28 protein-coding genes are annotated in these 26,612 nt (G+C 40.4%); 24 read left to right on the forward strand and 4 right to left on the reverse strand.

The genetic code is table 11. The features are described from left to right. Window positions 1-29: 29 nt before the first annotated feature. From QNH28_RS13785 to QNH28_RS13830, 10 genes are all read left to right on the forward strand, one after another. Window positions 30-683: a uridine kinase family protein gene (locus QNH28_RS13785; RefSeq protein ID WP_283911847.1), complete on the forward strand. Its 654-nt coding sequence runs from the start codon at window positions 30-32 to the stop codon at window positions 681-683. Then, window positions 667-1,119 carry a CDP-alcohol phosphatidyltransferase family protein gene (locus tag QNH28_RS13790; protein WP_283911848.1) on the forward strand — a complete coding sequence of 151 codons (453 nt, stop codon included), beginning with the start codon at window positions 667-669 and terminating at the stop codon, window positions 1,117-1,119. The genes QNH28_RS13785 and QNH28_RS13790 overlap by 17 nt, the downstream gene beginning before the upstream one ends. 477 nt (window positions 1,120-1,596) lie before the next feature. Beyond that, the gene (locus QNH28_RS13795; protein ID WP_283911849.1) at window positions 1,597-2,013 is read left to right on the forward strand and encodes a GntR family transcriptional regulator; all 417 of its coding nucleotides are present in this window, start codon (window positions 1,597-1,599) and stop codon (window positions 2,011-2,013) included. Further along, window positions 2,010-2,696, forward strand: a complete 687-nt coding sequence (locus tag QNH28_RS13800) for an ATP-binding cassette domain-containing protein (RefSeq protein ID WP_283911850.1) — start codon at window positions 2,010-2,012, stop codon at window positions 2,694-2,696. Before QNH28_RS13795 ends, QNH28_RS13800 begins: the two co-directional genes overlap by 4 nt. Continuing rightward, window positions 2,693-3,538: a hypothetical protein gene (locus QNH28_RS13805; RefSeq protein WP_283911851.1), complete on the forward strand. Its 846-nt coding sequence runs from the start codon at window positions 2,693-2,695 to the stop codon at window positions 3,536-3,538. The genes QNH28_RS13800 and QNH28_RS13805 overlap by 4 nt, the downstream gene beginning before the upstream one ends. Before the next feature lie 24 nt (window positions 3,539-3,562). Continuing rightward, entirely contained in the window at window positions 3,563-4,762 is a 1,200-nt protein-coding gene (locus QNH28_RS13810; protein WP_283911852.1) for a hypothetical protein, read from the forward strand. Between the two features lie 300 nt (window positions 4,763-5,062). Then, entirely contained in the window at window positions 5,063-5,590 is a 528-nt protein-coding gene (locus tag QNH28_RS13815) for a GNAT family N-acetyltransferase (protein WP_283911853.1), read from the forward strand. A 107-nt stretch (window positions 5,591-5,697) separates the two neighbouring features. Continuing rightward, window positions 5,698-6,096: an RrF2 family transcriptional regulator gene (locus tag QNH28_RS13820; protein ID WP_283911854.1), complete on the forward strand. Its 399-nt coding sequence runs from the start codon at window positions 5,698-5,700 to the stop codon at window positions 6,094-6,096. A 74-nt stretch (window positions 6,097-6,170) separates the two neighbouring features. Beyond that, window positions 6,171-6,800 (forward strand): class I SAM-dependent methyltransferase, encoded by a 630-nt coding sequence (locus QNH28_RS13825; protein ID WP_283911855.1) that lies wholly within the window; start codon window positions 6,171-6,173, stop codon window positions 6,798-6,800. Window positions 6,801-6,856: 56 nt separating this feature from the next. Then, on the forward strand, window positions 6,857-7,663 hold the full coding sequence (locus tag QNH28_RS13830) for a class I SAM-dependent methyltransferase (RefSeq protein ID WP_283911856.1): 807 nt from the start codon (window positions 6,857-6,859) through the stop codon (window positions 7,661-7,663). A 56-nt stretch (window positions 7,664-7,719) separates the two neighbouring features. Here QNH28_RS13830 and QNH28_RS13835 read toward each other — a convergent pair. After that, window positions 7,720-9,053 (reverse strand): IS3 family transposase gene (locus QNH28_RS13835; protein ID WP_481858369.1). Its coding sequence is split into 2 segments (ribosomal slippage): window positions 7,720-8,664 and window positions 8,667-9,053, totalling 1,332 coding nucleotides; the frame shifts between segments, so codons are not numbered across the junction. A gap of 131 nt (window positions 9,054-9,184) precedes the next feature. After that, window positions 9,185-10,093, reverse strand: coding sequence for an aldo/keto reductase (locus QNH28_RS13840; protein WP_283911858.1), 909 nt, complete (start codon window positions 10,091-10,093; stop codon window positions 9,185-9,187). Between the two features lie 162 nt (window positions 10,094-10,255). On the opposite strand from QNH28_RS13840, the gene msrA reads away from it, so the two are divergent. The 4 genes from msrA to QNH28_RS13860 all read left to right on the forward strand — a co-directional run bounded on the left by msrA (window position 10,256) and on the right by QNH28_RS13860 (window position 14,253). Then, window positions 10,256-10,768, forward strand: coding sequence for a peptide-methionine (S)-S-oxide reductase MsrA (gene msrA / locus QNH28_RS13845; RefSeq protein ID WP_283911859.1), 513 nt, complete (start codon window positions 10,256-10,258; stop codon window positions 10,766-10,768). Window positions 10,769-10,930: 162 nt separating this feature from the next. Continuing rightward, the gene (locus QNH28_RS13850) at window positions 10,931-12,121 is read left to right on the forward strand and encodes a cell wall-binding repeat-containing protein (protein WP_283911860.1); all 1,191 of its coding nucleotides are present in this window, start codon (window positions 10,931-10,933) and stop codon (window positions 12,119-12,121) included. Window positions 12,122-12,142: 21 nt separating this feature from the next. Then, window positions 12,143-12,850 carry a response regulator transcription factor gene (locus QNH28_RS13855; protein WP_283911861.1) on the forward strand — a complete coding sequence of 236 codons (708 nt, stop codon included), beginning with the start codon at window positions 12,143-12,145 and terminating at the stop codon, window positions 12,848-12,850. After that, entirely contained in the window at window positions 12,847-14,253 is a 1,407-nt protein-coding gene (locus tag QNH28_RS13860; RefSeq protein ID WP_283911862.1) for a sensor histidine kinase, read from the forward strand. Before QNH28_RS13855 ends, QNH28_RS13860 begins: the two co-directional genes overlap by 4 nt. Before the next feature lie 59 nt (window positions 14,254-14,312). Here the strand turns inward: QNH28_RS13860 and QNH28_RS13865 are convergent, their stop codons facing one another. Continuing rightward, a complete protein-coding gene (locus QNH28_RS13865) occupies window positions 14,313-14,861 on the reverse strand; it encodes a PadR family transcriptional regulator (RefSeq protein ID WP_283911863.1) in 549 nt (182 codons plus the stop codon). A gap of 152 nt (window positions 14,862-15,013) precedes the next feature. Here QNH28_RS13865 and QNH28_RS13870 point away from each other — a divergent pair, with 152 nt between their 5' ends. The 3 genes from QNH28_RS13870 to QNH28_RS13880 all read left to right on the forward strand — a co-directional run bounded on the left by QNH28_RS13870 (window position 15,014) and on the right by QNH28_RS13880 (window position 17,885). After that, on the forward strand, window positions 15,014-16,462 hold the full coding sequence (locus QNH28_RS13870) for an MDR family MFS transporter (RefSeq protein WP_283911864.1): 1,449 nt from the start codon (window positions 15,014-15,016) through the stop codon (window positions 16,460-16,462). 149 nt (window positions 16,463-16,611) lie between these two features. After that, window positions 16,612-17,292, forward strand: a complete 681-nt coding sequence (locus QNH28_RS13875) for an HAD family hydrolase (RefSeq protein WP_283911865.1) — start codon at window positions 16,612-16,614, stop codon at window positions 17,290-17,292. Then, window positions 17,289-17,885 (forward strand): GNAT family N-acetyltransferase, encoded by a 597-nt coding sequence (locus QNH28_RS13880; protein ID WP_283911866.1) that lies wholly within the window; start codon window positions 17,289-17,291, stop codon window positions 17,883-17,885. The genes QNH28_RS13875 and QNH28_RS13880 overlap by 4 nt, the downstream gene beginning before the upstream one ends. A gap of 79 nt (window positions 17,886-17,964) precedes the next feature. Here QNH28_RS13880 and QNH28_RS13885 read toward each other — a convergent pair whose 3' ends face one another. Further along, complete coding sequence (locus QNH28_RS13885; protein ID WP_283911867.1) at window positions 17,965-19,017, reverse strand: 2,3-butanediol dehydrogenase; 1,053 nt, start codon at window positions 19,015-19,017, stop codon at window positions 17,965-17,967. A gap of 326 nt (window positions 19,018-19,343) precedes the next feature. On the opposite strand from QNH28_RS13885, the gene QNH28_RS13890 reads away from it, so the two are divergent. The 7 genes from QNH28_RS13890 to QNH28_RS13920 all read left to right on the forward strand — a co-directional run bounded on the left by QNH28_RS13890 (window position 19,344) and on the right by QNH28_RS13920 (window position 26,606). Next, the gene (locus tag QNH28_RS13890) at window positions 19,344-20,369 is read left to right on the forward strand and encodes a LacI family DNA-binding transcriptional regulator (protein ID WP_283911868.1); all 1,026 of its coding nucleotides are present in this window, start codon (window positions 19,344-19,346) and stop codon (window positions 20,367-20,369) included. Between the two features lie 70 nt (window positions 20,370-20,439). Next, window positions 20,440-21,378 (forward strand): cysteine synthase A, encoded by a 939-nt coding sequence (gene cysK, locus QNH28_RS13895; protein ID WP_283911869.1) that lies wholly within the window; start codon window positions 20,440-20,442, stop codon window positions 21,376-21,378. Window positions 21,379-21,625: 247 nt separating this feature from the next. Beyond that, on the forward strand, window positions 21,626-21,988 hold the full coding sequence (locus tag QNH28_RS13900) for an acylphosphatase (RefSeq protein ID WP_283911870.1): 363 nt from the start codon (window positions 21,626-21,628) through the stop codon (window positions 21,986-21,988). 70 nt (window positions 21,989-22,058) lie between these two features. Next, window positions 22,059-22,571 carry a hypothetical protein gene (locus QNH28_RS13905; RefSeq protein ID WP_283911871.1) on the forward strand — a complete coding sequence of 171 codons (513 nt, stop codon included), beginning with the start codon at window positions 22,059-22,061 and terminating at the stop codon, window positions 22,569-22,571. A 129-nt stretch (window positions 22,572-22,700) separates the two neighbouring features. Continuing rightward, window positions 22,701-24,260 carry a TPM domain-containing protein gene (locus tag QNH28_RS13910; RefSeq protein WP_283911872.1) on the forward strand — a complete coding sequence of 520 codons (1,560 nt, stop codon included), beginning with the start codon at window positions 22,701-22,703 and terminating at the stop codon, window positions 24,258-24,260. A gap of 175 nt (window positions 24,261-24,435) precedes the next feature. Then, complete coding sequence (locus QNH28_RS13915; RefSeq protein WP_283911873.1) at window positions 24,436-25,551, forward strand: phosphodiester glycosidase family protein; 1,116 nt, start codon at window positions 24,436-24,438, stop codon at window positions 25,549-25,551. A gap of 122 nt (window positions 25,552-25,673) precedes the next feature. Then, the gene (locus QNH28_RS13920) at window positions 25,674-26,606 is read left to right on the forward strand and encodes a LysR family transcriptional regulator (protein WP_283911874.1); all 933 of its coding nucleotides are present in this window, start codon (window positions 25,674-25,676) and stop codon (window positions 26,604-26,606) included. The last annotated feature ends 6 nt before the right edge of the window (window positions 26,607-26,612 follow it).

The raw sequence follows: 26,612 nt of genomic DNA on the forward strand, positions 1-26,612 counted from the left end.
AAATATATAACGACAAGATGGAGGGAACTATGGATAAAATATTTAATGAAATAGCCAATTTGATTAGTGCTGAAGCGAAAAGAGTCACCATTGGGATTTCGGGTCATGGTGCTGCTGGTAAGACAACGTTTGCCCATAATCTTTTAAAGCTTCTGGGTCATGAGGGCGTAAATTATATTAATACTGATCCCTATATTATCGGCTCTCATCTTAGAAAGTACACTTTAATCGAGTATGAGTATAACAATGAAACTCATCATAATAAAATGACAGCTTGTCATCCTGCTGCTCATAATGTATCCGCTTTAGAGAGAGATATTCGAATGATGCGAGAGGGTTTAGATTTTTATACAATAGACACAAATTATTTAAAGAGTACTTTAATAGCTTCACACAATAGAATGAATATTGTAGAAGGCATGAGCGTTGCTTTTTCAGACCCGAATTTGTTTGATCTGAAAGTTTACTTATATACAGATGGAGAAACTGAATTGATGAGAAGGAGTCTACGAGATGTCTCTGAAAGAGGAACAGATATTAATGATTTAAGAAAATCTCATGAAGAGCGTAGAATTCAATATGAGTTATTTATGCATCCTTATCATCGAAACTTTGATATCGTTTTAAAAAATTCCAATGAAGGTTATATACTCGAAGGAGGGAATTATGAATCTTGCAAATAGAATAACAATCGCCAGAATATTATTAATCCCTATCTTTATAGTGCTTTTCACAAAATACCCTGATTGGAAGTTACTTGATCCATTAGCGGATAAGTTACTCATATCTGCAGCGTTGATCCTACTAGTAAGTCAGCAGATGTTATACGCATGGGTTGCTTTAGTTATTGTAGCAAGGGAAGTTATCATTACAGGAATTAGACTTGTCGCTGCTTCTCAGAAAATAGTTCTGCAAGCTGATCAATACGGTAAAATTAAAATGGTATCTCAAGTAGTAGCAATTACCGCAGTTATGTTTGCAAACCACCCATTCACCTTTTTTACGAATATACCTTTCGATCAAATCCTTATCTATATTGCATTAATCATAACTGTCTATTCTGGCTTTAACTACATAAAAAATAACTATCGTTCTTTAAAATTAGAGAGATGGGGATAAAAGTCCGCCATCACACGCATGTTTAGTTATAATTGTTTATTACCCTCGATATCTTTTCTGAGATGCTATACTTTTAAGCAAAAGCTGCCACACGGCAGCTTTTTTTGCGGTTTATGGAATTATCAATACTTAAACTAGTGGATACAACTCAACTTTACGTTCCCATTGCAGATTGTACAATAGAAATCACTATTCTCGCTCATTAACTACCATCTACTGTACTTTGTGCAATCAAACTACGGGAAATGTGCTATAATGGGCAATTTTCATTGGATCGATTGTACAAAATACAACAGAAGTATCATTCAGCTCGATTTAAATAAGTTCTGTTGCACAAAATACAATGGCTAAGAACGATAACCCCAGAATCCTGTGCTCAAAATTAAACTATTGACACAAAAGTGTATTACACGTATAGTACATGCATAAGATGTATGAACCACTTAGTACACACACTTAGTATATGGAGTTGGTTGTATGACAGAAGAACAGAAATCAGGCGTCAGCTTTAATATTCGTGAGCCGGTATATATTCAAGTTGTGCGTCATTTCAAGGAACAGATCGCCACAGGGCAGATCGGAGCGGGAGACAAAATTCCTTCACGGCGTGAATTGGCATCATTAATGAAGATTAATGCGAACACGGCGCAGAAGGCATATAAGGAAATGGAGGAACAAGGTTTGATCGTTACAGAAGGAAATTCCCCGAGTCGAATTACACAGGATCAGCAAATCCTAAGCTCGATTCGAGCTGAATTAATCGAAAGTGCAGTGGATATATTCATCGGTTCCATTCGGAATATTCAAATTCCAGTTGAAGAGCTGGTAGACATTATAAAGACAAAATATACATCCGAGCGAAAGTTATCTCCAGAGGGTGGTGACACAAGATGATTCAAGTGAATCAGATGGTGAAGAATTATGGATTCAAGAAGGTACTAAATGGCGTTAGCTTCACTGCTGCTAAGGGAGAGATTACCTGCCTGATCGGTATCAATGGTGCCGGGAAGTCAACGGTGCTGAAGTCCATCATGGGACTGACACCATACAAAGGTGAAGTCTTAATCGATAATGCACTACTTACACCTGAGATGTATGAGAAAATCACTTTCATTCCAGACTCGTTAACGATGCCCTCCAATATGCGAATTACTGATTGCTTGAGCTTTATGGCTGACTTTTATCGGAATTGGAATGCTGAACGTGCAGAGGAATTGCTTAAGTTCTTCGAACTGAGCTCTAAAGATCGCGTGTCTTCATTATCGAAGGGGATGGCTGCAAAGTTAAATTTGTTGCTTGGACTTGCTTTGGATTGTGATTACATCCTAATGGACGAACCTTTCTCAGGGATTGATATGTTTAGCCGCGAGCAAATTACTGATGTGTTCACGAGTGAATTGATCGAGGATCGTGGTGTGATTATTACAACTCATGAAATTAACGATATTGAGCATTTAATTGATAAAGTGGTCTTGCTACAGCACGGGAAGGTAGAACGTGAATTCTACTGTGAAGAAGTACGCGAGCAGGAAGGTAAGTCCATTACGGACGTAATGAGAGAGGTGTACAAGAAATGAGAGCTTTTGTGAAGCTGTTGAATTTTGAAATGAACCGATTTGTCAAAATATATATTGGGCTCATAGTGCTGACAGTCGCCTTGCAACTTGCAGCAGTCACCATCGGTGCTAATCAGTGGCTGGATTCTGCGAATAAGGCAATGAGAGTGAATCAATGGACCCTTGAGCAATATCACAATGTGACTGGATATATTCAGCTAAATAGTATGGTGTATGATTACTATAATGGACTTCTATATTTTGGACCCATATTTTTGAGCATCACAGTGTTGCTAATATATAGCTGCTTCATCTGGTACCGTGACTGGAGAGGTAAAAATACGGTAGTATATCGTCTGCTCACGTTGCCATCCAATCGGGCGAATTTGTATTTTGCCAAGCTGGTTACGATCTTGCTATTCGTATTTGGACTTGTCGCCCTGCAAATTATCCTTGTTCCACTGGAGCGTTTGATAGCACAGTCGATTCTTCCTACTGAATTATATCGGAATATCTCGGTATTTGATTTTTTGAAGTATCCTACTGTACTTAAATTTCTGGTTCCGCCCTACTTTTCTGAGTTTGTACTATACTATGGACTGGGCATTACGGGCTTGATCGTCTTGTTCACAGCGATTCTAATGGAGCGGAGCTACAGACTGAAAGGGATAGGTTTGATCGTACTATACTTAGCGGTTCTAGCTGGATTAGCCTCAATACCCTATCTTATGGGTTATAGCAGATACGATAGCTACTTCTATCCAGGAGAAATTATAGGCGCTTGTTTTGGATTAATAGTGATCATTGCTGGAGGTTCGCTTTGGTACAGCTTGTATCTATTGCGTAAGAAAATATCGGTATAATTGAAGGGGTATGGAGGTTAAGGAATGAGAAAATATATGGTTACCGCCGTTCTTGTAGTGTTTGCAGTTGTTACAATCGGGACGTATTATGTACAGGCTTCACAAGAGATACCACCCAATTATAAGCTGACGACGGTCCAAGGGGATGCTTCCTTCGTTGAAGGTATAGCTGTATACGGAAATTACGTGATTAAGGATAGTACTTTTGGCATCAAACGAGCTTATATCACGACAAATGGTACAGATTATCCAGATGAAAAGTCTGCGATAAGCCAAAGCTTAAATCGAAGACCAATGAAAACGCAATTGGATCGGTGGATTGAAGAGCATCGTCAGTTCATGCGCGGTAAGACGAACACATCTGGTTTCTATGAGAATGAGGAAATGCTTGCTTATGTTAATGCGACAGTAGATACGAAGCGATCAAATGATACATCAGCGAAGAGAAATGCAAAGCTTAGTATTTCTGTACTCAATAAGCAGAAGAACAATACGCTTGAAATCACATCCGATATTAATATAGATCATGATATTTCAGATATGTATGTACAAAATGTACAGCTTGTTGATCAGCAGCTTGTTGCTATGGTGTTTATGAATCACAATGCCTCAGGTTATGTATCTGAACCGCAGATCATCCGTGTTAATCTAACCACAAAAGAGATTAAGAATGAGCCGTTCGCGTTACCAGGCGATAAATCTGTAGCAGCAGATGGGGATACTCAATACGCATGGCTAGCCAATCAAAATCTGGAGCACACGGAGCAATGGATTTTAAGGATTAGCAAAAATAATCATAGAAAGGCATATCAAGTAGATGTCAAGACAGGGCAAATCTCGCCGCTCACGTTCCAAGGGCATGAAATGTTATTGAATAATATTATGAATGCCTATGGACAGAAAATTTATTTCCTGCAAAAAGCTGAATCGAGTAAGGAAAATATAGGATTCACTGTTATTTCTTACGATCTCGTGAGTAAAGAATATGAGACTACTCTGAAGAATACAAATATAGATTTAAGTGAAAACATTACCTATGCTTTTAAGCAAGACCATCTCTATATTATGGGTTATAAGAATTTCAAAGGTAATCGTCTATATGTATTCAATTTGACAAGTGGTAACCTTGAATACGAAGGAAAAGCAGTATCAACAGAGGCTACAAATCAGGCTGAAGATGAAGCTAACATGGATTTGAATTTTATCGATCTCGGTCAGTTCTAGTATTTTTTTTAGAATAGAAAATTAGATATAAAGAGACATGAAGAGATATGAAAAGGTGAAAAAGGTCGAGCTAATGACTTCTAATAGTCAAGTAGCTCGGCCTTTTAGTTGGTAATATAAAACATCATTATGAGGAGGAGATGAGATGGAATATACAAATTTAAAAGAATTGCAAGATGTGCTTTTCTTTGGTCTAATAGAGCCAGAGATAAATCAACTACGGTGATCTTTTTGTAATATGGGATCTGTTGGGTTGACCATGTCGTTGATATTATTTTAAATAGAGATGGAGGGGAAAAGATGAAAGATATTATTAACATTACAAGACTTACCACAGTTGAAGAAGCTGAGATGCTTGATCAAAAATTTGCTGAACAATTTGCATGGTATCAACGAGGAAGTTATTATCACGAATGCCTTGGAGAGAACCAAACTAATAACCGGGTAACATTAATAGCCTATTATAATGATTCCGTAGCAGGGTGTTGCCATTTACTCTATGAATCAAAATATCCTTTTTTTCATGACGACCACATCCCTGAAATTAATGATTTGAATATCTTTCCCGAGTATAGAAGAAAGCAGATTGCGAGTAAATTATTTGATGAACTAGAACATATTGCGGCTAAGACATCTGGATTTATAGGGTTAGGAGTAGGGCTCTACAAAGATTATGGTAATGCACAAAGAATGTATACTTCTCGTGGTTACATTTTGGACGGTAGAGGGATGACGTATAACAATGTTCCGGTCATACCAGGCCAACCAGTCATGGTCGATGATGATTTATTACTTTATTTAATCAAGGACTTGCATAGCAAAAAGTAAGTTGTACGAATACAGCTTGAAAAACCGATGGCGCACAATGCACATGCTTGTCTTTTTTAACGATTAGAGTTATTATGGATTTTCAAAGTCGTTATTGGAGGTGCTGAATGAAATATTCCCAAGCGACAGACTATGCGCTTCATGCAATGCTTTATATGGTAACGTCAGCGTCCGATAAGCCCGTAGGCGTTCAATTGCTTGCTGAGAAGCTGGGTGTTTCACAAACCTATCTGTCTAAAATGATGACCAAGCTAGTGAAGGCTGGACTGATTCAATCTGCGCCAGGCGCAAACGGTGGGTATCGTCTCAGACGGAAGTCCGAAGAGATCTCTTTTCTGGATATTATCCATGCGATCGAAGGGACTGCATCTTTGTTCGAATGCAGCCTGGATCACGGCAGCGAGTGCCTGATTCAACAGGTTGTGATTGACGCTGAAAGACAGATGGAGCAGTACTTGGAGAACAAGAAAATTGCAGATTTGGCGAAAACAATGAAGACGGAGTAAAGATCCGTTCTTTTTTGGAAACAATTAAAGATAATATAAATCCGTAATGACTTTAATATAAAGGAGAATGAAGGATGACGGAATTCTGGGAATCAAGCTTTATTGAAAAACAAACGATGTGGGGATTTGAACCTACTGACTCCGCAATCGTGACTAAGGACTTTTTCATTGAGAAGAATGTTAAGGACATACTGGTACCAGGTATTGGATATGGGAGAAATGCAAAGGTTTTTATTGAGAACGGGATAAATGTAACAGGTATTGAGATTTCCCAAACAGCGATTGATTTGGCGAGGCAAAATGGAATTGATATTAGCATATTTCATGGATCAGTAACGGACATGCCTTTTGACAACAAACGCTATGAGGGTATATTTTGCCATGCCCTTATTCATTTATTGAATCGTCAGGAGAGAGAAAAGTTTATTCAGGGTTGCTACAATCAGTTAAAGCCAAATGGGTATATGATTTTTACAACGGTTTCAAAAAAAGCCCCAATGTTTGGAACGGGCGAACAATTAGATAAAGATTATTTCCAGACGAAGGATGGCGTGAAAATGTTCTTTTATGATTCTGACACCATCACACGAGATTTCGAACCATATGGACTGGTCGAGTATTCAGAAATGGATGAGCCTAATAAGAACATGAAGAATAAACCTTCAATCAATTTTATAATGGTAAAATGTAAGAAAGAACTATAGAAAAATTTCGACATATCGAAGATAATATACTTCAAAAGAAGGCGGGTGTTATGTAGATGAGCAATATTATTGATTATTACTCTAGCTTTGACGAGTGGGGTAGGCTGGATAGAGAACCCTTAGAGTTCATGATTAATCTGCATTATATCAAGAAATATATGCCATCAGCTGGGAAGGCGCTGGATAATGGCGCAGGACCCGGTAAATACGCCATGGAACTGGCAAAGCTCGGCTATAAAGTAACCCTTTCAGACATAACACCTAAATTGGTTGAAGTAGCAACGGAAAAGGCAGCTGAACTAGAATTATCTGAGCAATTTGACGGGTTTCATAACTTGAATGCGATAGATTTAGAAGGAATACCTGATGAGAATTATGATGTTTCCTTGATGCTCGGTCCTTTGTATCATTTGCAGAAGGAAGAGGAACGAGTTTTAGCAGTAAAAGAGTTGCATCGCGTGACCAAGCAGGATGGCTTAGTATTTGTGGCTTTTCAAAGTCGAATGCGAATGACCATTAATTCTTTACAATCCCCGCAGCAATGGAAACCGAACGATAATATGAACACCATCAATGAATTCTATGAGAGCGGAATCTTTAATCATAGTGACAAGGGTCGATTTACAGGTGCTTATTATTTTAACATTGATGAGATTCAGCCTTTCATGGAGAGAAATGGATTTGAGTCGATAGATTTAATTGGTTCTTCGAGCATTGCAGCCATGTTAACTGCCGAACAGCAGCAGTATTGGACCCAACATGAGGGAAATGAGAGCTTGATTAACTTCCTCATATCCAAAGCTAATGATCCCTCAATCTTGGGCATTTCATCACATTTGTTATACATCGGTAAAAGAAAATAAAAAAGAGCGTCAGTTACTTTAAACTGTACCCTATGTAAAGGACATTTAAAAAAAGTCTAGGCAGATTGAAGAAGATGATCTCTGTATTGAACAGGGGTCATCTTTTTTAAATCCCATTGATACCTGTAGTGGTTATAGTAGGTCATGTAATCCTTAATCTCCTGTTTTAACTCAATCAAAGTCAAACAAGGCTTAATGGAAGCTTGATCTTTAAAATGACCAAAAAAAGATTCTTGTGGGGCGTTATCCCAGCAGTTTCCCCGCCTAGACATAGATTGTTTCAATTTCATTTTCTTAACCATTTTTTGAAAATAAGGATGTGTATAATGAGATCCCTGATCAGAGTGAATGAAGGCACCATCAGCTCTTTTAAACCTTTGGTTTTTCTTAAGCTTTAGGAGAGTATCTGTCGCAAGATCCATTGTGATTCGATCTGACACGTGATATGCCAAGATCTCATTGGTTGAACTATCTTTGATTGTGGATAAATAGGCTTTTTTACCCGATCCGTAAAATAAATAAGTGATATCCGTCAGTAACACCTTACCTGGAATGTTCTGCTTAAACTCCCGGTTCAGCAGGTTAGGAACGACCCTATGCTCCTGAGTAGCCTTCATCATCCGTTTATAGGGATTGGCCCTCCTAAAGGGGCATACAATGCTGTATTTCTTCATAATCCTCCTAATCCTTTTCAAATTGTAGATCACCTTAAACTGGCCCTCCAATGTCATCTTGATGGATCGGGCACCTTTCTTTCGTCTTTTGAAATGAAAAGCTTTTAGAATGACTTCTCTTAGTTGCTCATCTTGCTGTTTCTTCTGGATTCTCTTTTGCTTTGCTTCGGAAGACCAATACCTGTAATATCCACTCCTGGAAACCCCGGATACTTTACATAAATAGTTGACCAAACGGGAGAGTTGATATTTCTCGATGATGGTATGAATAAGGACAAATTTCTGGCTAGATGAAAGTACTATCCTTTGTTTTGCCTCCTTTCCATGAAACGAATCTTTTTTAACAGTTCATTCTCCCCTCGCAGCAAAGCATTCTGAGCTTCTAGCTTGGCATACTTCTCTTCGAGCGTTAGCTCCCGTTTAAGGGGTCTTCCTGAGGCGTGGCTTCTTGTATCCTGCAAACCTAAGATTCCGTTCTCTTGGTAACTCGCACGCCATCTCTTTGCTGAGGATTCGACTCTTTGGAGCCCAATGACAGTTACGTCAAAACCACATACTTCAAATATTTCTCTCGGCGGCTTCCCCTTATTATTCTCTGAGATAAACAATTGCTTAAACGCATCCGTATATGTAATTGCCTTTGAAGATACGGACCTCACATTCGGATTGTTAGATAACTGCTTGATCACTTTATCTGTAAATATTTTCTTGCTCATACCATTCCTCTTCCCTATCTTCTTCTTTATAAACAAAAATACCCTACCGAGAGACTTTTTAAAAGTGTCTACTCGATAGGGTACAGTTTACTTCACTGGCGCTCTTTAATTTTATAAATGATGAACTACCTCTAAAGGTGTAGTGTGTAGCGGTTCGCTTTACTCAACTCTCGAATGATTTCGATTTCCTTCGAAGTTAATGGGGCTGCCTTAGCAGCCGCTACATTGTTCTTCAATTGCTCCATGCTGCTCGCTCCTGGGATGATAACCGCTACAGATGGATTAGCTAGAGGATAATGAAGTGCCGTTTGTGCTAGGGGGCGAGAGTGACTCGTTCCCTGCACAAGCTGATCGTGCAACTTCAGAAGTTCCTCACTACCGTAATCTAAGTACTTTTTCTCTGCCTTGCTGCGGCCATTCTCCGAAAGGATGCCACCCGCCAAAGGTCCCCGGGCAATAAGACTGATTCCATGCTCGGCCAACAGGGGGAGAACTTCTTCCTCAGGACGTTGATCTAAAATACTGTATTGGCTCATTACACTGATTATGTTTGATTTTTTCACATATTCTCTAATAACATTAGGTCGAATAGAAGAGATCCCATAATATCGGATTAGCCCCTCTTGTTTAAGTTCTTCAAAGGCTTCTATGGTCTCATCCATCGGATCATCAATCGTCCCGCCATGCAGCTGATACAGATCGATATAATCGGTTTGGAGCCGTCTTAGACTGTCTTTGACTGCGGATTTAATATAGGATTTTGATGGATCCCAGCTCCAGCCTTCTTGACCCGGAATTCTGCGGTTACCCACTTTTGTACTCAATATTACATCTTCACGGCGGTGGCGAATCGCCTTACCAATGATCTCTTCATTATGACCCTCATCATACAGATCGGCTGTATCTAAAAAGTTAATGCCTTGATCGAGCGCTTCATGGACAATGGAAACGGCATTTGCCTCATCCGTACCTAAGGACATGCACCCGAGTCCTACTTCACTTACATACAAATCAGACTGACCCAAGCGATTTTTATTCATAGGTTATTCCTTTCTAATTCCGTTATTTTTATATTATAACCCCTTAAAGCGTTGAATTCGAACATAAATGGATGATTTCCTTTGACTTTATAACCTGGAAGCATTATCGTCATAGCATATGTTATTTACTAGATGATGATGGATAGGGAGAGACTTGAACATATGGAACAGGCAATGTTTGCAGGTGGATGCTTTTGGTGCATGGTTACACCGTTTGAGGAGCTACCAGGTATCCAAGGGATTGTATCGGGATATGCTGGAGGATTAACGGAGAACCCAACATACGAAGAAGTCAAAACAGGAACAACAGGACATTACGAGGTGGTACAAATTACGTTTGATCCGGTGCTATTTTCATACGAGAAGCTGCTTGAATTATATTGGCCTCAGATTGATCCCACGGATGATGGGGGACAATTTCAGGATAGAGGAACACAATATCGGACGGCTATCTTTTATTATAACGAAGAACAACGTTTAGCGGCCCTTGCTTCGAAGGAGCAGGTTGCTGTTAGTGGCAGATTCTCAGGACCCGTCGTGACGGAAATCCTTCCGGCGCCAACCTTTTATCGAGCGGAAGAGTATCATCAGGACTATCATCACAAGAACCCTAAGCATTACAAAGAGGATCGTGAGCAATCCGGACGGGATTCCTTCATCGCTAAACACTGGTAATCTCTAAATGGAATAAGAGCATTCCTAAGTCGTTCGTGGCTTACGGGTGCTCTTTTTGTATCATACACAAATTTTATATATTTTAAATTCTACATACTTTCTACACATTTATAGACTAAACTACTCTAAATCAAGCGAGATATTCAAAATGGAGGGTTTAGGATGAAAAAAATCATACCCATACTTACTGTAACCTTGCTACTGAGTGCAGTGTTAGCTGGCTGCCAATCGAGCAATAAAGCCCCAGCTGAATCAGATAAGCAAGCTGTCACATCATCACTGAATCAACCCTGGATCGCAACAAAAAACACAACACGTGTTAACACTTCTGACCCTATTGAGGCAGTAGTTATCGTCTCACAAACCCTATGGACCGCACAAACGAAGAACAACAGACCTTCAAGTGTAGTGTTAACGGATGTGAGCAATTGGCAGATTGCCGCGGTTAGTGCGGATTTGATCCATCATCCGAATAATGGTCCCATTTTGTTTACAACGAAAGACGGTGTTCCCGAAGCGACGTTAGCAGAGCTAAAGCGATTGAATCCCTTAGGCGCAGAAGGTAATAATGGTGTACAAGTAGTGCTCGTCGGTCCCATGGCTTCCAATGTCGAAGAACAATTAAAGACACTGGATCTAAAAGTAGACCAAATTAAAGGGGACGAGCCGGGAGCTGTAGCTCAAGCCATTGATACTTATTACGCAAAAGCTTCTGGTGAGCTTCCAAAGGCTGTTATCGTCGGTTCTATGGATAGTCCTGAATACACGCTACCTGCAGTGAACTGGATCGCTCATATGCCTGAACCGCTACTCTATGTAACAAAAGATGAAATTCCAGCGCCTACGGTTGATGCTTTGAAAGAGCGTGGAGGTTCGGCTACGATTTATATCTTAGGACCAGAAGACATTGTATCTACAGCAGTAGAAAAGCAATTACAGGAATTCGGTACAGTAACCCGTATAGCTGGAAAAGACGCTTATGAGAATGCTATTGCTTTTGCTACTTTTAAGGACGCTAGCAACGGATTCGGCTGGGGCATAACTACGCCTGGACATAACTTGTCTTTGTTGACAACTGACTCAACGATGCTGGCGATTGCCGCTGCTCCTTTTTCACATTTAGGGAAACATGCACCGCTTATTTTTACGGAAAAAGACGGGTTGCCAGATTCCGTGATGGAATATATGATGAGCCTTCAACCTAAATTTCAAGATTCACCAGCGGAAGGACCGTATAACCATGCTTGGTTAACTGGTGACATCAATGCAATAAAAGAGAGTGCCCAAAGCGAAATCGATGATATGCTGGAAATCTCACCGGCTGCAGGAGGCAATCCACATTCCGGTCACTAGGCCACGAAGAGGGTGAACAACTTGAATAAGCTTCAGGTACTGATCGTTGACGATGAATGGAACATGCGGAATTTAATTCGGATTTATTTAACGAAAGAAGGAATGATGACTAGAGAAGCGTCAACGGGACATGAGGCACTCACTTTGCTGAAACAACAGAACTTTGATCTAATCCTGCTGGATGTGATGATGCCAGATATGGATGGCTGGCAGGTTTGTAAAGCCGTTAGAGAGGTTAGCTCTGTCCCCGTTCTAATGTTAACAGCTCGCTCGGAAACCAAAGATAAGGTACGTGGTCTTGGTATAGGAGCGGATGACTATCTCACCAAACCGTTCGAGCCGGAGGAATTAGTGGCAAGAATTTATTCTTTGGTACGGCGTTCAATGCTTACATCGACCCAGCCACCTCTGAAAAAGGTTCTGAGCTACCCTGAGCTAGCGATTTACCCGGATGCTCGTGAGGTACATATTCTGGATACAGCAGTTGAATTTACACTCAAGGAATTTGATCTGTTAACGGCCTTGGCGCAAAATGCTCACCGTGTCTTTACGAGAGAAGAGCTAGTGGAGCGTTTATGGGGTAATGATTACGAAGGTGAGAACCGTGTCATCGACACACATATTAAGAACATTCGCGAGAAACTACATAAGGCTGGCCTGTCTTATAATCCTGTTCAAACGGTATGGGGGTTAGGTTATAAATTTGAGATCCCAAGTAATCATCTATGAAGAATAATATTATCGGACTGAAGCTCGGGTCAGTCATTATGTCTGTTTTTTTAGTTGTTTTGCTTATTCTTGGGATTACGATAGACCGAATGTTTACCAGCTTTTATTACAACGAGATGCAAAAAGAAACCGAGGAGCTAACCTCACATTTTATCGGAATGGCTGAATCGCCGGATAGTTCAAACGAGGAGATGATGAGTACTTTTGCAGAGTTTTCGGACGTAAGTATTTTTAATATCTCAAAAGACGGTAGTGTTATTCTTCATTCGGGTGTTCATGACCGCGCAGATCGTTCATTTATAAATGCTTCGGATATTAGTCGGATTTTTTCCGGGAAAAGTGTGAATTTTGAGTATAAAGATCCTACAGGACATAGATATTTCATCACTGGAAAACCAATTTCAGATGGTCACACCATTCAGTCTGCACTCTATGTAATGTCCTCTACAGAGAACATGAAGCAATCTTTGGCTTCTATCCGTAACCTACTGCTGCTCGCAGGGATTGGGGCTTTTATATTGGCACTAGGGATTACGGGAATAATTAGCTTGCTGTTATCAAGGCCGCTGATTAAGATGCAGAAGGCGACACGAAAAATCGCTGCCGGTGAATTGGAAACGAGACTTTCCATACGGAGCAACGATGAGATCGGATTTTTGGCGGGGGCTATTAACGACCTTGCTGTAGATCTGCAAAGATACAGGGATACGCGTCAGGAATTTCTAGCCAATATTTCTCATGAACTGCGAACACCCATCACCTATTTGAAGGGATACACCAAGGTCGTAAAGGATAGACTTTATGAGACCGAAGGGGAACGAGATCTGTATTTGGATATTATTCACGAGGAAGCGTATCGGCTTGAGCATCTGGTAGAAGATTTATTTGAACTGGCAAAGATGGAGGAAGGTAAAATCACACTTACGCTGGACTGGATAGATCTTAAGCAAATGGCAGAACAAGCGGTACGCAGAGTGGAATTGAAAGCCAAAGAAAAGGGACTTCAGCTGAAGATTACGTATCATGGAGATTCGTATAGATTTCGTGGAGATGAAAAACGTATGGAACAGATTATGATGAATCTTCTAGAGAATTCGATCCGTTATACGGATGAAGGTGAGATTACTGTCCATGTGAATGAGGAGGTTGATGAGGGTTCTGCTGTATTTATTGTAGAAGATACCGGAATAGGCATCCCTGAGGAAGAACTGCCTTATGTCTTTGAGCGATTCTACAGAGTTGAGAAATCACGATCCAGGCAATATGGGGGTACAGGTCTTGGACTATCCATTGTTAAAAAGCTTGTAGAATTACATGGCGGTAAGATTCAAATTACAAGTCAGCCGGGAGTTGGGACCCGTTGCGAGGTACAACTGCCAAAATTACCAAAAACCGAAAAGTAAGAGCCAAAAGAGACTTCGCGTGCTTACGTGAAGTCTCTTTTTACTTGCAATCAGCTAAGCTATTCTGTCGGCTCAAGCTCTTCAAGCGCCCATTCGCAAAATTGTATAGAGCTCTCCATATCCAGCACTCGTTTCCGAATGAGTAAATAGCGTCCAAAAGTCGTTGCTTTTAATTCACGAGTCTCTCCTCGTTCATCACGTAAGACTTCGTTAGCTTTCAGCAAGACCTTGTATCGTTCTAGCTCGCTTTTACAAAACTCCGCTCGTTTTTGTAGAAGTTCTTTTGCCTCCTCGGGTTTGGAGAGCCATAGACTATACAGCTTAAAATGTAGCTCGTCCCGTAGAACTGGAGGCTCAGCTGGAGTTTCCACCCATCTCCGCAATTGCTCAAGTCCAGCTTCCGTAATGGAGTATTCCTTTTTATCCGGCTTATCCGACTGCTCAATTAGCTGATATGAAATGTAACCTTGCTGCTCCATGCTCATTAGAAGAGGGTAGATTTGACTATGTCCTGCTCGCCATAACGGTTTGATATTCTGTGTTAATTCATATCCAGACAACGAGTTAGCACTAAGTAAAGTAAGAAGTCCATAAGACAGTGTATTCATTACTCTGAAGCCCTCCAGTTATTATATATCCGTTATTTTTGTGATTTTTAGGGATATGTCATCATTGACATATATTCAATATGATTATAACATTATTTAAGTTAAATTATATATGTAAAAGTAGACATATAAAAAAGATAAGGAGAGGTAGCGTGGACGTTAAACAAGAAAGTAAAATTCATTTTTGGCCTATTATGATTGCCATATTCTTCGGAAACTTCGTCTCTGTCTTAAGTACAACGACCATCAACATAGCTGTTCCTCTTTTAATGAATCATTTCCATTCGAACCTGAACACTATGCAATGGATGGTTACAGGTTTTATGCTGGCTACGGGAGTAACTGCACCACTTGCCGGATATCTGGGAGGCAGATTCAGCTATAAGCGACTGTATCTATTCGCTTTGATGGGATTCACCATGTTCTCCTTACTCTGTGCAATAGCTTGGAATCCAACCTCTCTGATTGTATTTCGAATGCTTCAGGGCTCTTGCAGCGGGCTGATTATGGCCTGTACGATGACGATTATATTCCAAGTGATTCCAGCAGAACGCAGACCTTTCGCTGTGAGCTTATGGTCGCTGTCCGCGATGGTTGCTCCAGCCATTGGTCCGACATTTAGCGGATGGTTACTTCAGTATGCTAGCTGGCATTGGTTATTTTTAATTAACATTCCCATTGGATTTATAGCTATTATTCTTACCGTAACGTTAATTCCATACTATCGAATGAATGTTCCGAAATCATTTGATATTCCTGGCTTCCTTACCGTTGTACTGGGGAGTTTATCTTTGTTAACCGCATTTAGCCAAGGCAACAGCTGGGGATGGAGTTCATGGAGAACCTTGTCATTAATACTTGTGGGGATCGTTCTGCTAGTTTTCTTCGTCTTGCACGAGCTGAAGACGGAAGTACCACTGCTGAATCTGCGTGTCTTCCGAAATCGCCGCTTTACAGCCATGCTTAGTATCTATAGTTTGGTGACAATAGCAATGTATGCTGGAACCTATCTAACTCCATTGTTCTTACAAACGGTAGAAGGAGCAACAACGCTTAAAACGGGGCTTATTTTATTGCCATCTTCGATTCTTCTTGCTTTGCTTAGTCCAATCGTGGGTAAGTTGTATCCGAGGTTTGGGCCTGTGAAGTTAATTTCTGCAGGTATTTTATTTATTTTTATCGGTTTATTCATGATGAGTCGGCTGCATACGAACGTTTCTTACAGCTTCATTATGTGGGCGATGGTCGTTCGCAATCTAGGAATTGGATTAGCTAACGTTCCGAGCAGCACGGCGTCTATGGAGGAAATTCCAGTCGAATGGTCAGGTCATGCTACATCGATCAACAACTGGGTTCGGAATGTGTTAAGCTCACTTGGGATTGCGGTGTTCACGTCTATTTTGTCCACAAGATCCTTACTGCATTCTAAAGAATTGATCAGTTCAGGTGCAGGTAATACAGATTCGATACGATTACTATCGTTTACGATGGGGGTAAATGATGTATTTGTAGTCGGCTCAATCATTGTGTTGTTTGGATTACCACTTATGTTATTGTTGCGCAAGAAGCGTAGTGTGATTTCTGTTCAAAGTGCGGGATAACTATCGCGTCCTATTAGAAAAGCAGACCAAGGGCTAGCCTTGATCTGCTTTTTTTATGTTTTTATATGTGAGAAGTATGTGGAAAGTATCTTGAAACGAAGGTATTATAAATACATCCATTAATAACAATTGAGGGGAGCAAGACAGCAGTGGGAAGAGGACTACAAAGTATCTTATTTGATTTGGATGGTACATTAACAGACCCTAAAGAAGGGATAACAAAAAGCGTAGAATACGCATTGAACAAATTTGATATTCAGATCGAGCATTTGGATATGCTTCTTCCTTACATAGGCCCACCTCTTTATGATTCATTTATTGAGCTGCATCAGTTCTCAGAAGAACAAGCACGACAAGCAGTTGTGTTCTACCGTGAGCGTTATAGCACTGTTGGGATGCTTGAGAATATGGTGATTGAGGGTATACCGCAATTGCTGGAAGACCTTAAGAATAAAGGATATTCATTGTATGTAGCCACCTCCAAGCCTACTGTTTTTGCAGAACAAATTCTTGCGCATTATAAACTAGATCATTATTTTGAGCATATCGGTGGTAGTAATCTAGATGGCACCCGTTCTAAAAAGAAAGACGTGATCCAGTACGTACTCGATCAGAATGCTATTCTTCCGGAGGAAGCTGTGATGATTGGGGACCGAGAGCATGATATTATCGGAGCTATAGGTTGTGGAGTAGAATCTATCGGTGTTACGTTTGGTTACGGACCTAAAGAAGAACTGGAGAATGCTGGGGCAGATCATATCGCTTATCGAGTAGAAGAAATTGCGGATATCATCCAACATATATCATTAAGAGAGCGGTGTGCGAAATGAGCCAACCTCGTCATTCAATCTTGGAGGGCACTACAATCAAGCTGGTTCCAATGGATGAAAGTCATGTAGAAGGGCTAGCGAGAGTATTAAGAAATCCCGATATATGGGAATTTACTTGGCGAAAAATAACGTCGGACGAGCAGGTGCACGATTTAATCACAACCGCATTCACGAATCAAAAAAATGGATCGCAAATTCCCTTCGTCATCATTGAACAAGCTTCTGGACAAATCGTCGGGACTACTCGTATAATGCATCCGGATTTGGTTCATCGTAATGCTGAGATCGGATGTACGTGGGTCTCTCCTGAATATTGGAGAACTAGTGTGAACACCGAGGCTAAGTCATTACTGCTTCACTATTGTTTTGAAGAGCTAAAATTGATTCGTGTAGAATTTACAGTGGTGAAGACTAACTTGAGGTCACAAAGAGCAGTAGAACGATTAGGGGCTGTAAAAGAAGGGGTTCTGCGCCAACATAGAATCAGATCTGATGGTTCGATTCATGATAATGTTGTCTTTAGTATTTTGGATAAAGAATGGCCATCGGTAAAAGAGAATCTGCACTATTTATTAAATGAGAAGTACTCATAATTATATAAAAGAAGCCAAGAGTCCCTCTCTTAAGGAGAAGGACTCTTGTTCTATAGATCAGCCACTTGGCTGCTTATGGTTATTGTTTAGGACTTACAAGAATTTTCACTTGATTTTTTTCTTTCAAAAGCGCCTCGAACCCATGTTCAATCACTTCGTTCAATTGGATTCGCTTAGTCACCAGCTTGTCCGCAGGGAAGTAACCTTGTTCCATGAGACTAATTACTGCCGGGAATACATCACGGTATCCGATAATACCAGTTAAATTACGTTCTTTAAGCACGATGTTGTTTGGAGTAATCGTAGCATCTTTTTCAAAAATACTAACGATCATGATTTGACCACTCAATTTAGTGGAGTTGATAGCTTGTGTTAGAACGGGAGGGACACCTGTGACTTCAAAAGCAACATCCACACCGCCATCAGTACGCTTTTGAATTTCTTCAACTACATCATACTGTTTAGGATCGATTACAATCCCACCAAGCTCTTCGGCTTTAGTCTTACGTTCTTCTGAGAGTTCAACAACATAGATTTCTGCTGCACCGGAAGCTTTCAAAGCTTCAATCACGAGCAAACCGATTGGGCCAGCGCCGAATACTACAGCTTTATCTCCAACCTTTAATTGACTGGAACGAACAGCATGTAGAGCAACAGCAGAAGGTTCTACTAGAGCGCCTTGCTCATAGGACAAGCTGTCAGGAATTTTGTGGACCATATGTTGGTCTGCTGCAACGTATTCTGAGAATCCACCGCCGCCTCCAGCCAAACCTAGGAAGCCCATTTTTTCACAAAGATTGTATTTGCCTTGTCGGCAAGCTACACATTCACCACATGCAAAGACTGGTTCAACGACAACTCGATCACCAACATTAAACTTGCTAACGCCTTGACCTACTTCAACGATTTGTCCAGAGAATTCATGTCCCATTACGACTGGCGCTTTTTCACCAGTAAGGGGATGATCTGTACCTTGGGGAATAAAAATAGGACCGGCAACATATTCGTGAAGATCGCTACCACAAATCCCGCACCATTCTATTTTGATTTTCACTTTTCCTGCAAGGGCTGCTGGTTCTTCAATCGTTTCTAACCGTAGATCTTTGACGTTATGCCATCTTAATGCTTGCATATCATTCATCTCCTAGATTAATTAATTGATAATAAATAGTGTATTTTATCCTGGAAAAGAGGAAACGTTTCCGAGAACAAATATGTCACATAATTTTCATATTGTCAAATTTAAATACTAAAAAATAAATATCGAAAATTAGTGAAATTTTTCACCTAAATCTAGTGATAGCAGGATTAATTGGATTAGTTCTACTTGCTTTAAGTGCTTTTGTAAGCATATTTATGTTATAATATAGACATTCGAAAAGCGGCTTAAATTAGCCGGATAAATATAATAATAGCTATGATTACGGAAACGATTCCGAAAATGAGGGGACTATCAGCGTGGCTAATAAAAATAAAGTAACCATAGAGGATGTGGCGAAACGAGCGGGAGTAGGTATTGCTACGGTTTCAAGAGCGATCAATAATTCAGAGGGAATTAGTGCCAAGACTAAAGCATTAGTGCTGCAAGTGATTGAGGAGATGGGTTTTACACCTAATACCTCTGCACAAAGTCTGAAGATTCGCCAAACGAAGCAAATTGCTTTAGCCGTTCCCGACATTCGAAATGCCATTATTCCAGATATCGCCTGGTCCGTGGAGCAAGCCGCTAAACAGGACGGTTATCGAGTCATTCAGATTAATACTTCCGGAAATCCACGGACAGAGCTCGAAACGATTCGTGAGATCAAAAAATTACATGTCGATGGACTCATTATCATGCCTCTTGCTTATCCGAAGACTATGGTAGAGCTAATCAATAAAACGAGTGTTCCTGTCTCCATCATTAACTACGGGAAGCGAATTACAGAGAATGTGAAAGCAGATATCGTTAGCCTGTCACGTTTGGAAGGCCAGCTTATAATGGAACATCTAACCAGTATTGGTCGAACTAGAATTGCTTACGCTGGTGCACAGAAGGATCTCATTGAGGATCGTTATCTTGCTTATCAGCAGGCGTTAAATCAAGTGGATATTTCTTTGGTTTATTTTGGAGAGGATTTCTCCTTGCAAACGGGGGTACAAGCTGCAGATTATTTCTATAGCCTGACCCATATGCCAGATGCAATATATGCAGTGAATGACATGGTCGCTATAGGGATCGTAAACCGGTTTAAAGAGTTAGGCGTTCGTGTTCCTGATGATGTGGCAGTGGTAGGGGTGGATAATAACGCATGGACTACGATTTCAAGTCCGCAAATTAGTTCGGTTTCGATTATGGGAAATGAAGTAGCTCGATTAGCTACGCAGCTTCTTTTGCAACGTATTCAGGATAATATTACGGGTGACTACCAAAGGGTGCAGCTTGATCCGCGTTTGATTGTGAGAGAGTCTAGTGTTTCGGTTAAACGTAGTACGACAGGTTGAAAATCCTCTAAATCCTGTTAGACTTAATACTAAGTAAGTTGATGGGGGAATATGAAATGAGGAGATTATTATGGCTAATATATATAACAGCGTAACAGATTTGATTGGTAATACACCGTTATTGGAAATTTCGAAATATAGTAAATCTCAGAACGTTGAAGCGAAAATCCTTGCCAAGTTAGAGTCTTTTAATCCTGGAGGTAGCGTCAAGGATCGTATAGGTTATGCGATGATCAAAGATGCTGAGGATAAAGGCTTAATTCATAAAGATTCTGTAATTATTGAGCCAACAAGTGGCAATACCGGCATTGGCCTTGCAATGGCTGCGACCAGCCTTGGGTACCCGTTGATTATCGTACTTCCGGATACATTCAGTATTGAACGCCGTAAGGTAATGGCTGCACTTGGTGCTAAGCTTGTATTAACACCTGGAGCTGAAGGAATGAGCGGTGCTCTGAAAAAGGCGGAGGAATTGGCAGCGGAAATTCCACATGCATTCATTCCACAACAGTTCAGCAACCCAGCTAACCCTGAAATTCACAGAACGACAACTGCAGAGGAAATTTGGCGGGATACTGATGGAAATGTAGATATTTTTATTGCGGGTGTTGGTTCTGGAGGCACCATATCAGGGGTTGGGGAAGCTTTGAAGGCTAAGAACCCTTCGGTACAGATCGTCGCTATCGAACCGTTTGATTCACCGGTATTATCTGGTGGCCGGCCAAGTGCGCATGGAATTCAGGGGATTGGGGCTAACTTCATTCCGGAGATTTACAATAAAGAGGTTGTTGATGAGATTTTTCAGGTGAAGAATAAAGACGCATTTAATGTAGCGCGTGAAATTGCCAAGACCGAGGGATTACTAGTAGGGATCTCGTCTGGCGCCGCGGTATATACAGCTACAGAAATTGCTAAACGTCCAGAAAATAAAGGGAAGACGATTGTGGTGATTTTGCCGGATACTGGTGAACGTTATTTAACAACTACTCTGTTTGATTTTAACGAATAAATTGGTTTGACCTACGATATTGCAGAAGAAGTGGCTAGAATTAACGAATTAAATCAAACCCATCGGATGGGTGCAGATCCGGAGTATTTTCTTTTCTAGTACTGAGGTTAAAACAAACAAGGAGGCTCAGCGGAATGCTGAGTCTTTTTGTGTATTTAGTAATTGAAGAGTGATCAATTCAGCCCCTTATTTTACCAACGGCTATGGTACAATATAGCATAAATCCTAGTAGTTCTAAAAAAGGAGTATGAAACGTGTGAATGTGTTTAAAAAAGTTAGAAATAATTATGTGATTTGGCATGCAAATCGTATTCAGTTACTGGATTTTCCTTCAAGCCCTGTCGTTAGAAAGAAAGTGGTTTTCTCGGGTAGAGTTCAAAAGATAGGATTCCGCTTGGAAATATATACGATTGCTGAAAGAATGAAATTAACGGGTAGGGTAAAAAATTTAAACGACGGAAGTGTAGAGGTAGAAGTACAAGGAGAAGAGCAGCGAATCTCTTTTCTAGTTCATTGCATGAAATCATTGAAACGGGCATCTGTAAAGAAAGTAACTATGAGTGATCTGCCTCTTAATGAGAGTGAGAAAGATTTCACGATTGTAAAATAAGTACAAATGGATTAGTGGAATTAAGAAGTGGATTGTTTTTTCTGGATCAGGAAGATAGAGGAGAAAGAATATGAATAGATTAATTGGGATTAAAGTTTCTCAGTTTATTCTTCTGATCATTCTAACTATAGCTTGTTTTATATATGGTGTTGATGTATTTGATAAATTCGATGGGAAATTATTCAGCCACGGGGCTGTTCCCTTTGGGTCTTCTTTGAGTTTTCTTTGTTTGTTGATTAGTGTTGGAATAATGCTTGGATTTTTAATTGAAGGGACATTCGTGTTCAGTACAATCATTTTAATGTGGCCTTTAATACATATTGGTATCGTAATCTTCTCTTTTTTTGTTGGGCAGTTGCTTTGGGAATTACTCTTAGTAATAGGACTTTATTCGTTTATAGATTTACCAATCAATTTAATTGGTGAAGGGATATCATTAGGATTTCAGATAAATCGATTATTATTCCGTAGAGATCAAAATAAATTATCAGAATTTTTGATAGCGATACTTATTAACTTGGTGATTATCATTATTATTATAATTGCTATATCTAAATATCAGCATGTTGATCTTATTATGTAAGATTTTTCAGTTATAGGCGGCTGTATCTTAATTAACAGTAAAATTTATAGATTAGAAATAAATGGAACTATTGCTTAAGCCATGCGTAACCGATAAATAAAAGAGATTATGATAGAGCAGGAGGTACATATGAACTACAGAATTTTTAGAAAAATGCTTCTTACCACACTTGCCACCCTGATGTTAAGTGTTTTGCTTCTTCCGGTTTTAACTTCAGCCAAGACAGCTGTACCTAAGCATACTGGGTCATTTTATGTGAATGATTTTGCGAATGTGATCGACGAAAAAGCTGAGAATTACATGGTGAACTATGGGATTCGATTACATCAGGATACGGGCGCTCAAGTCGTAGTGGTGACAGTCGATTCTACAAATGGAGTTTCGATGGAAGAGTATGCAACTTCTCTATTCAATAGCTGGGGCGTAGGCGCTGCGGATAAGAATAACGGGCTTCTATTGCTGCTTTCTATAAAAGATGATGACTACTGGGCGGTACAAGGTAAGGGTATTGAGGACACGTTACCTAACAGTAAGATTAAAGAAATTCTCTCTCAATATCTTGAGCCGGATTTTGCAGCTAAAACTTATAGTAATGGTGCACGTAAAACTTATGGCGCTTTTATTCAAGCTATGGGTGGGACCTGGGTGGAAAATGTCGGCACCAAAAACTATGTATCCGATAATGCCGGTGTACTCAAAAAAGTGACAAAGGATTATTTGAACGAATCTAGCAATAGATATAAAACTACAACTGGTAGTGGGATTTATGTGGTTACTGTTAAGAACGCAGGAGATAAAACACTTCAGGATTATACTTACATGAAGTTTGCCTCTGTTGCTGCTGGCCCTAAGGATGTCATGCTCGTACTAGACATTGGTGGAGACAACTATCATGTTCTGCAAGGGAAGGACATCGACAAGGTTCTAACTAACGATGCAATCAGTAATATTTTGAATACCGTACTTGAGCCCCAATTTGTGAAAAAAGATTACGGAACGGGAGCTACGGCGACTTCCAATGCTTTGTACAGTTTCTTGTTGGCAAGAGCAGATCATTCCGTTGGAGCGACGGGAGCTACAGGAACTACTGGAAATAGTGGAGGCACTACTGCATCCAATTCTTCCTCTACAACCACTTCAGCAAAGGAGACCAGTGTTAGTGTAGGCAAAGGTCTTCTAATTTACTTATTGATATTTGCTCCGCTCATACTGTTCGGATATGGTCTTTCACGTCGCAATAAATATATTGAAATGTACGGTTTGCCATTTAATCCGTATAGCCCAAGAAATATACGTCGATATGGGAATTGGTACGGTCAAGCAGATTACGGTTATGGTAGACGTTGGCACAGACGTTATAATCAACGTCAACATCATCATCATAGAAACACATCATCAAATAACTCACAGTCAAGCTTCTGGGGAAACAGTGGAGGAGGAGGATCTACTAGAGGTGGTGGTGCAGGACGTTATTCCTCAAGTAACGAGAACCATGGTGGTGGAGGTTCCAGCAGTGGCGGAGGTGCAGGAAGACATTCTTCAAGCTCTTCAAGCTCTTCAAGCTCTTCCAGCAGTAGTTACTCTGACGATGATAGAGGTTCATCAGGTGGAGGAGGTTATTCCGGCGGTGGCGGATCATCTGGTGGTGGAGGTAGCGCTAGCAGTGGTGGCGGAGCGGGTAGACACTAAAAAGTTTGAAGATGAGCAGGTTTCCGGGTTATCCGAAACCTGCTTGTTTTGTTTTAGGAGGTTACTTATTTGTTTTAGGTTGTTACTTAATAGTAACTTTTCATAAAATTTATCGTCTATGATAAAGTTAGACATTTATTTTCAAATTCCGTAATAGTCAGGGAGGAAAAAAGAAGTGAGCACTTCATCATTACCTCAACGTTCCACCGTACGCAAAAAGAAGCCAACAAAAAAACGTAAGAAACGGAGCTTTTTCCGAACACTATCCAAAGTGTTTTTATTCTGCTTAATTTTGTTGATTGCTGGAGGCGGTTGGTTTTACTTTGCACCTTCGGCTAAAAATCTGCGCTATTCAATCGCTGATACACTGATTACAACACAGCACCGCTACATGGCTAAATATATTATTGGTGAGGACGGATTAAAGAACAGAGTGACTGAATATAGTGCCCAATTTGAAGAGATGGGGGTCGAAAAGGACACACATACCATCACTCCTGAACCAGAAGTAAAAGAGAAACCACTGGTCGAGATAGAAAATGTCTCAGGTAGTGGATATTCCGGATATGTCATGATCGTTAATGATCCTACTAAAGTCCGTTTGGGAATTCCAGATAAGGTAGGATCAGGTGAGAAAGTAACTAGCATGGTGAAGCGTACAGGTGCTATTGCGGGCGTTAACGGTGGCGGATTCGCTGATCCCAACTGGAAAGGTAACGGGTTTAAACCTATCGGCATTGTGATCTCACAAGGTAAGTTATATTACAACGGTCTCGGTGGCAAGAAATCCACGCAAATCGTAGGTCTTGATAAACAAGGGAAGATGGTTGCTGGAAATTATACTTTAGACGAGATCAATAAAATGGGTGTTCAGGAGGCAGTAACTTTTAGTCCCCGTCTAATCGTCAATGGAAAAGGATTGATTAAGAACGCGGCTGAAGGTTGGGGAATTGCACCAAGAACAGCGATGGGCCAGCGAGCTGACGGAGCGATTATATTTGTTATTATTGATGGAAGACAGCCCACTTATAGTATTGGGGCAAATCTATACGATGTGCAGCAAATCCTTCTTAAGCATGGAGCAGTGATTGCTGCCAATTTGGATGGAGGTTCTTCTACTGTGCTGGTAAAAGACAACGAGATTATGAACAAACCATCCTCTCAGTATGGGGAACGATACTTGCCTACGGCTTTTCTGGTATTTGAGCACCCAGAGCAGATTGATATGCCGAATATTTGGAAGGGGCTTGACCCCTCCAAAATTGATGCTGCTAAGAAGCGTACACGCTAAAGCACTCTTAAGCAGTAAATAAGATAAGGATTATCTTGGATTGCCATATGAAAATATGCTACGATATCACCTAGCATGAAACAGAATACAGAACTAACAGGTCTGGAACAGGGGGAATAGGAGTGACGTTGCAACAACTCCGCTACGCTATCGAAATTGCAAATAGTGGCTCCATGAATGAGGCAGCAAAGAAGCTCTTTGTTTCTCAACCGAGCCTGTCCAATGCCATTAAAGAGTTAGAAAGTGAACTGGGGATTACGATCTTTGAGCGAACTAACCGTGGAATCAGTATTTCCGTTGAGGGAATGGAATTCCTGGGTTATGCCCGCCAAATCATTGAACAGACAGAGCTTATGGAGAATCGTTATACGGGGAAAAAACGCAGTCCGATCTATTTTTCCATCTCCACGCAGCACTACGCTTTTGTGGTTGACGCCTTTGTAAATCTCATGAAGCACAATGACGTCTCAGAATACAATTTTAGCTTAAGAGAGACGCAAACCTACGAGATTATCGAAGATGTACGTACCTTGCGTAGTGATTTAGGAATTCTTTATATTAACGAGAGTAACTATAAGCATATGAATAAGCTGTTTAGTGATGGTAATCTGAAATTCACACCACTCTTTAATACCGATCCACATCTTTATGTTCGAACCGGACATCCGCTTGCTCATAAGGAAGTCATTACACAGAATGATATTGTGCCGTTCCCTTATATTACTTTTGAACAGGGTGAGAACAATTCACTGCATTTCTCGGAGGAAATGTTAAGCTTTTCACAAATTGAGAAGAATATTAAGGTGAATGACCGGGCGACACTGACCAATTTATTAATGGGTACAGATTGCTATACGGTAGGCACAGGAATTCTGGCATCTGATCTAAATGGAGATGGACTGAAGACGATCCCTTTTGAGAGCAATGAAGTATTTACGGTTGGCTGGATAGCGCATAAAGATCGCAGACCGAGTGTAATGGCATCTAAGTATATTGAGATTTTGAATGACCTGGTTTCAGGAAGTTATTTTGATCTAAATCATTTTTTACTATAGCAGTAG

This window comes from Paenibacillus sp. G2S3, assembly GCF_030123105.1.
GTDB lineage: Bacteria > Bacillota > Bacilli > Paenibacillales > Paenibacillaceae > Paenibacillus_AQ.

Excerpts from the sequence above, each read along its gene's own strand:
- QNH28_RS13785 (WP_283911847.1), top strand. The coding sequence starts at position 30 with ATGGATAAAATATTTAATGAAATAGCCAATTTGATTAGTGCTGAAGCG.
- QNH28_RS13790 (WP_283911848.1), top strand. The coding sequence starts at position 667 with ATGAATCTTGCAAATAGAATAACAATCGCCAGAATATTATTAATCCCT.
- QNH28_RS13795 (WP_283911849.1), top strand. The coding sequence starts at position 1,597 with ATGACAGAAGAACAGAAATCAGGCGTCAGCTTTAATATTCGTGAGCCG.
- QNH28_RS13800 (WP_283911850.1), top strand. The coding sequence starts at position 2,010 with ATGATTCAAGTGAATCAGATGGTGAAGAATTATGGATTCAAGAAGGTA.
- QNH28_RS13805 (WP_283911851.1), top strand. The coding sequence starts at position 2,693 with ATGAGAGCTTTTGTGAAGCTGTTGAATTTTGAAATGAACCGATTTGTC.
- QNH28_RS13810 (WP_283911852.1), top strand. The coding sequence starts at position 3,563 with ATGAGAAAATATATGGTTACCGCCGTTCTTGTAGTGTTTGCAGTTGTT.
- QNH28_RS13815 (WP_283911853.1), top strand. The coding sequence starts at position 5,063 with ATGAAAGATATTATTAACATTACAAGACTTACCACAGTTGAAGAAGCT.
- QNH28_RS13820 (WP_283911854.1), top strand. The coding sequence starts at position 5,698 with ATGAAATATTCCCAAGCGACAGACTATGCGCTTCATGCAATGCTTTAT.
- QNH28_RS13825 (WP_283911855.1), top strand. The coding sequence starts at position 6,171 with ATGACGGAATTCTGGGAATCAAGCTTTATTGAAAAACAAACGATGTGG.
- QNH28_RS13830 (WP_283911856.1), top strand. The coding sequence starts at position 6,857 with ATGAGCAATATTATTGATTATTACTCTAGCTTTGACGAGTGGGGTAGG.
- QNH28_RS13840 (WP_283911858.1), bottom strand. The coding sequence starts at position 10,093 with ATGAATAAAAATCGCTTGGGTCAGTCTGATTTGTATGTAAGTGAAGTA.
- msrA (WP_283911859.1), top strand. The coding sequence starts at position 10,256 with ATGGAACAGGCAATGTTTGCAGGTGGATGCTTTTGGTGCATGGTTACA.
- QNH28_RS13850 (WP_283911860.1), top strand. The coding sequence starts at position 10,931 with ATGAAAAAAATCATACCCATACTTACTGTAACCTTGCTACTGAGTGCA.
- QNH28_RS13860 (WP_283911862.1), top strand. The coding sequence starts at position 12,847 with ATGAAGAATAATATTATCGGACTGAAGCTCGGGTCAGTCATTATGTCT.
- QNH28_RS13865 (WP_283911863.1), bottom strand. The coding sequence starts at position 14,861 with ATGAATACACTGTCTTATGGACTTCTTACTTTACTTAGTGCTAACTCG.
- QNH28_RS13880 (WP_283911866.1), top strand. The coding sequence starts at position 17,289 with ATGAGCCAACCTCGTCATTCAATCTTGGAGGGCACTACAATCAAGCTG.
- QNH28_RS13885 (WP_283911867.1), bottom strand. The coding sequence starts at position 19,017 with ATGCAAGCATTAAGATGGCATAACGTCAAAGATCTACGGTTAGAAACG.
- cysK (WP_283911869.1), top strand. The coding sequence starts at position 20,440 with ATGGCTAATATATATAACAGCGTAACAGATTTGATTGGTAATACACCG.
- QNH28_RS13900 (WP_283911870.1), top strand. The coding sequence starts at position 21,626 with ATGAAACGTGTGAATGTGTTTAAAAAAGTTAGAAATAATTATGTGATT.
- QNH28_RS13905 (WP_283911871.1), top strand. The coding sequence starts at position 22,059 with ATGAATAGATTAATTGGGATTAAAGTTTCTCAGTTTATTCTTCTGATC.
- QNH28_RS13910 (WP_283911872.1), top strand. The coding sequence starts at position 22,701 with ATGAACTACAGAATTTTTAGAAAAATGCTTCTTACCACACTTGCCACC.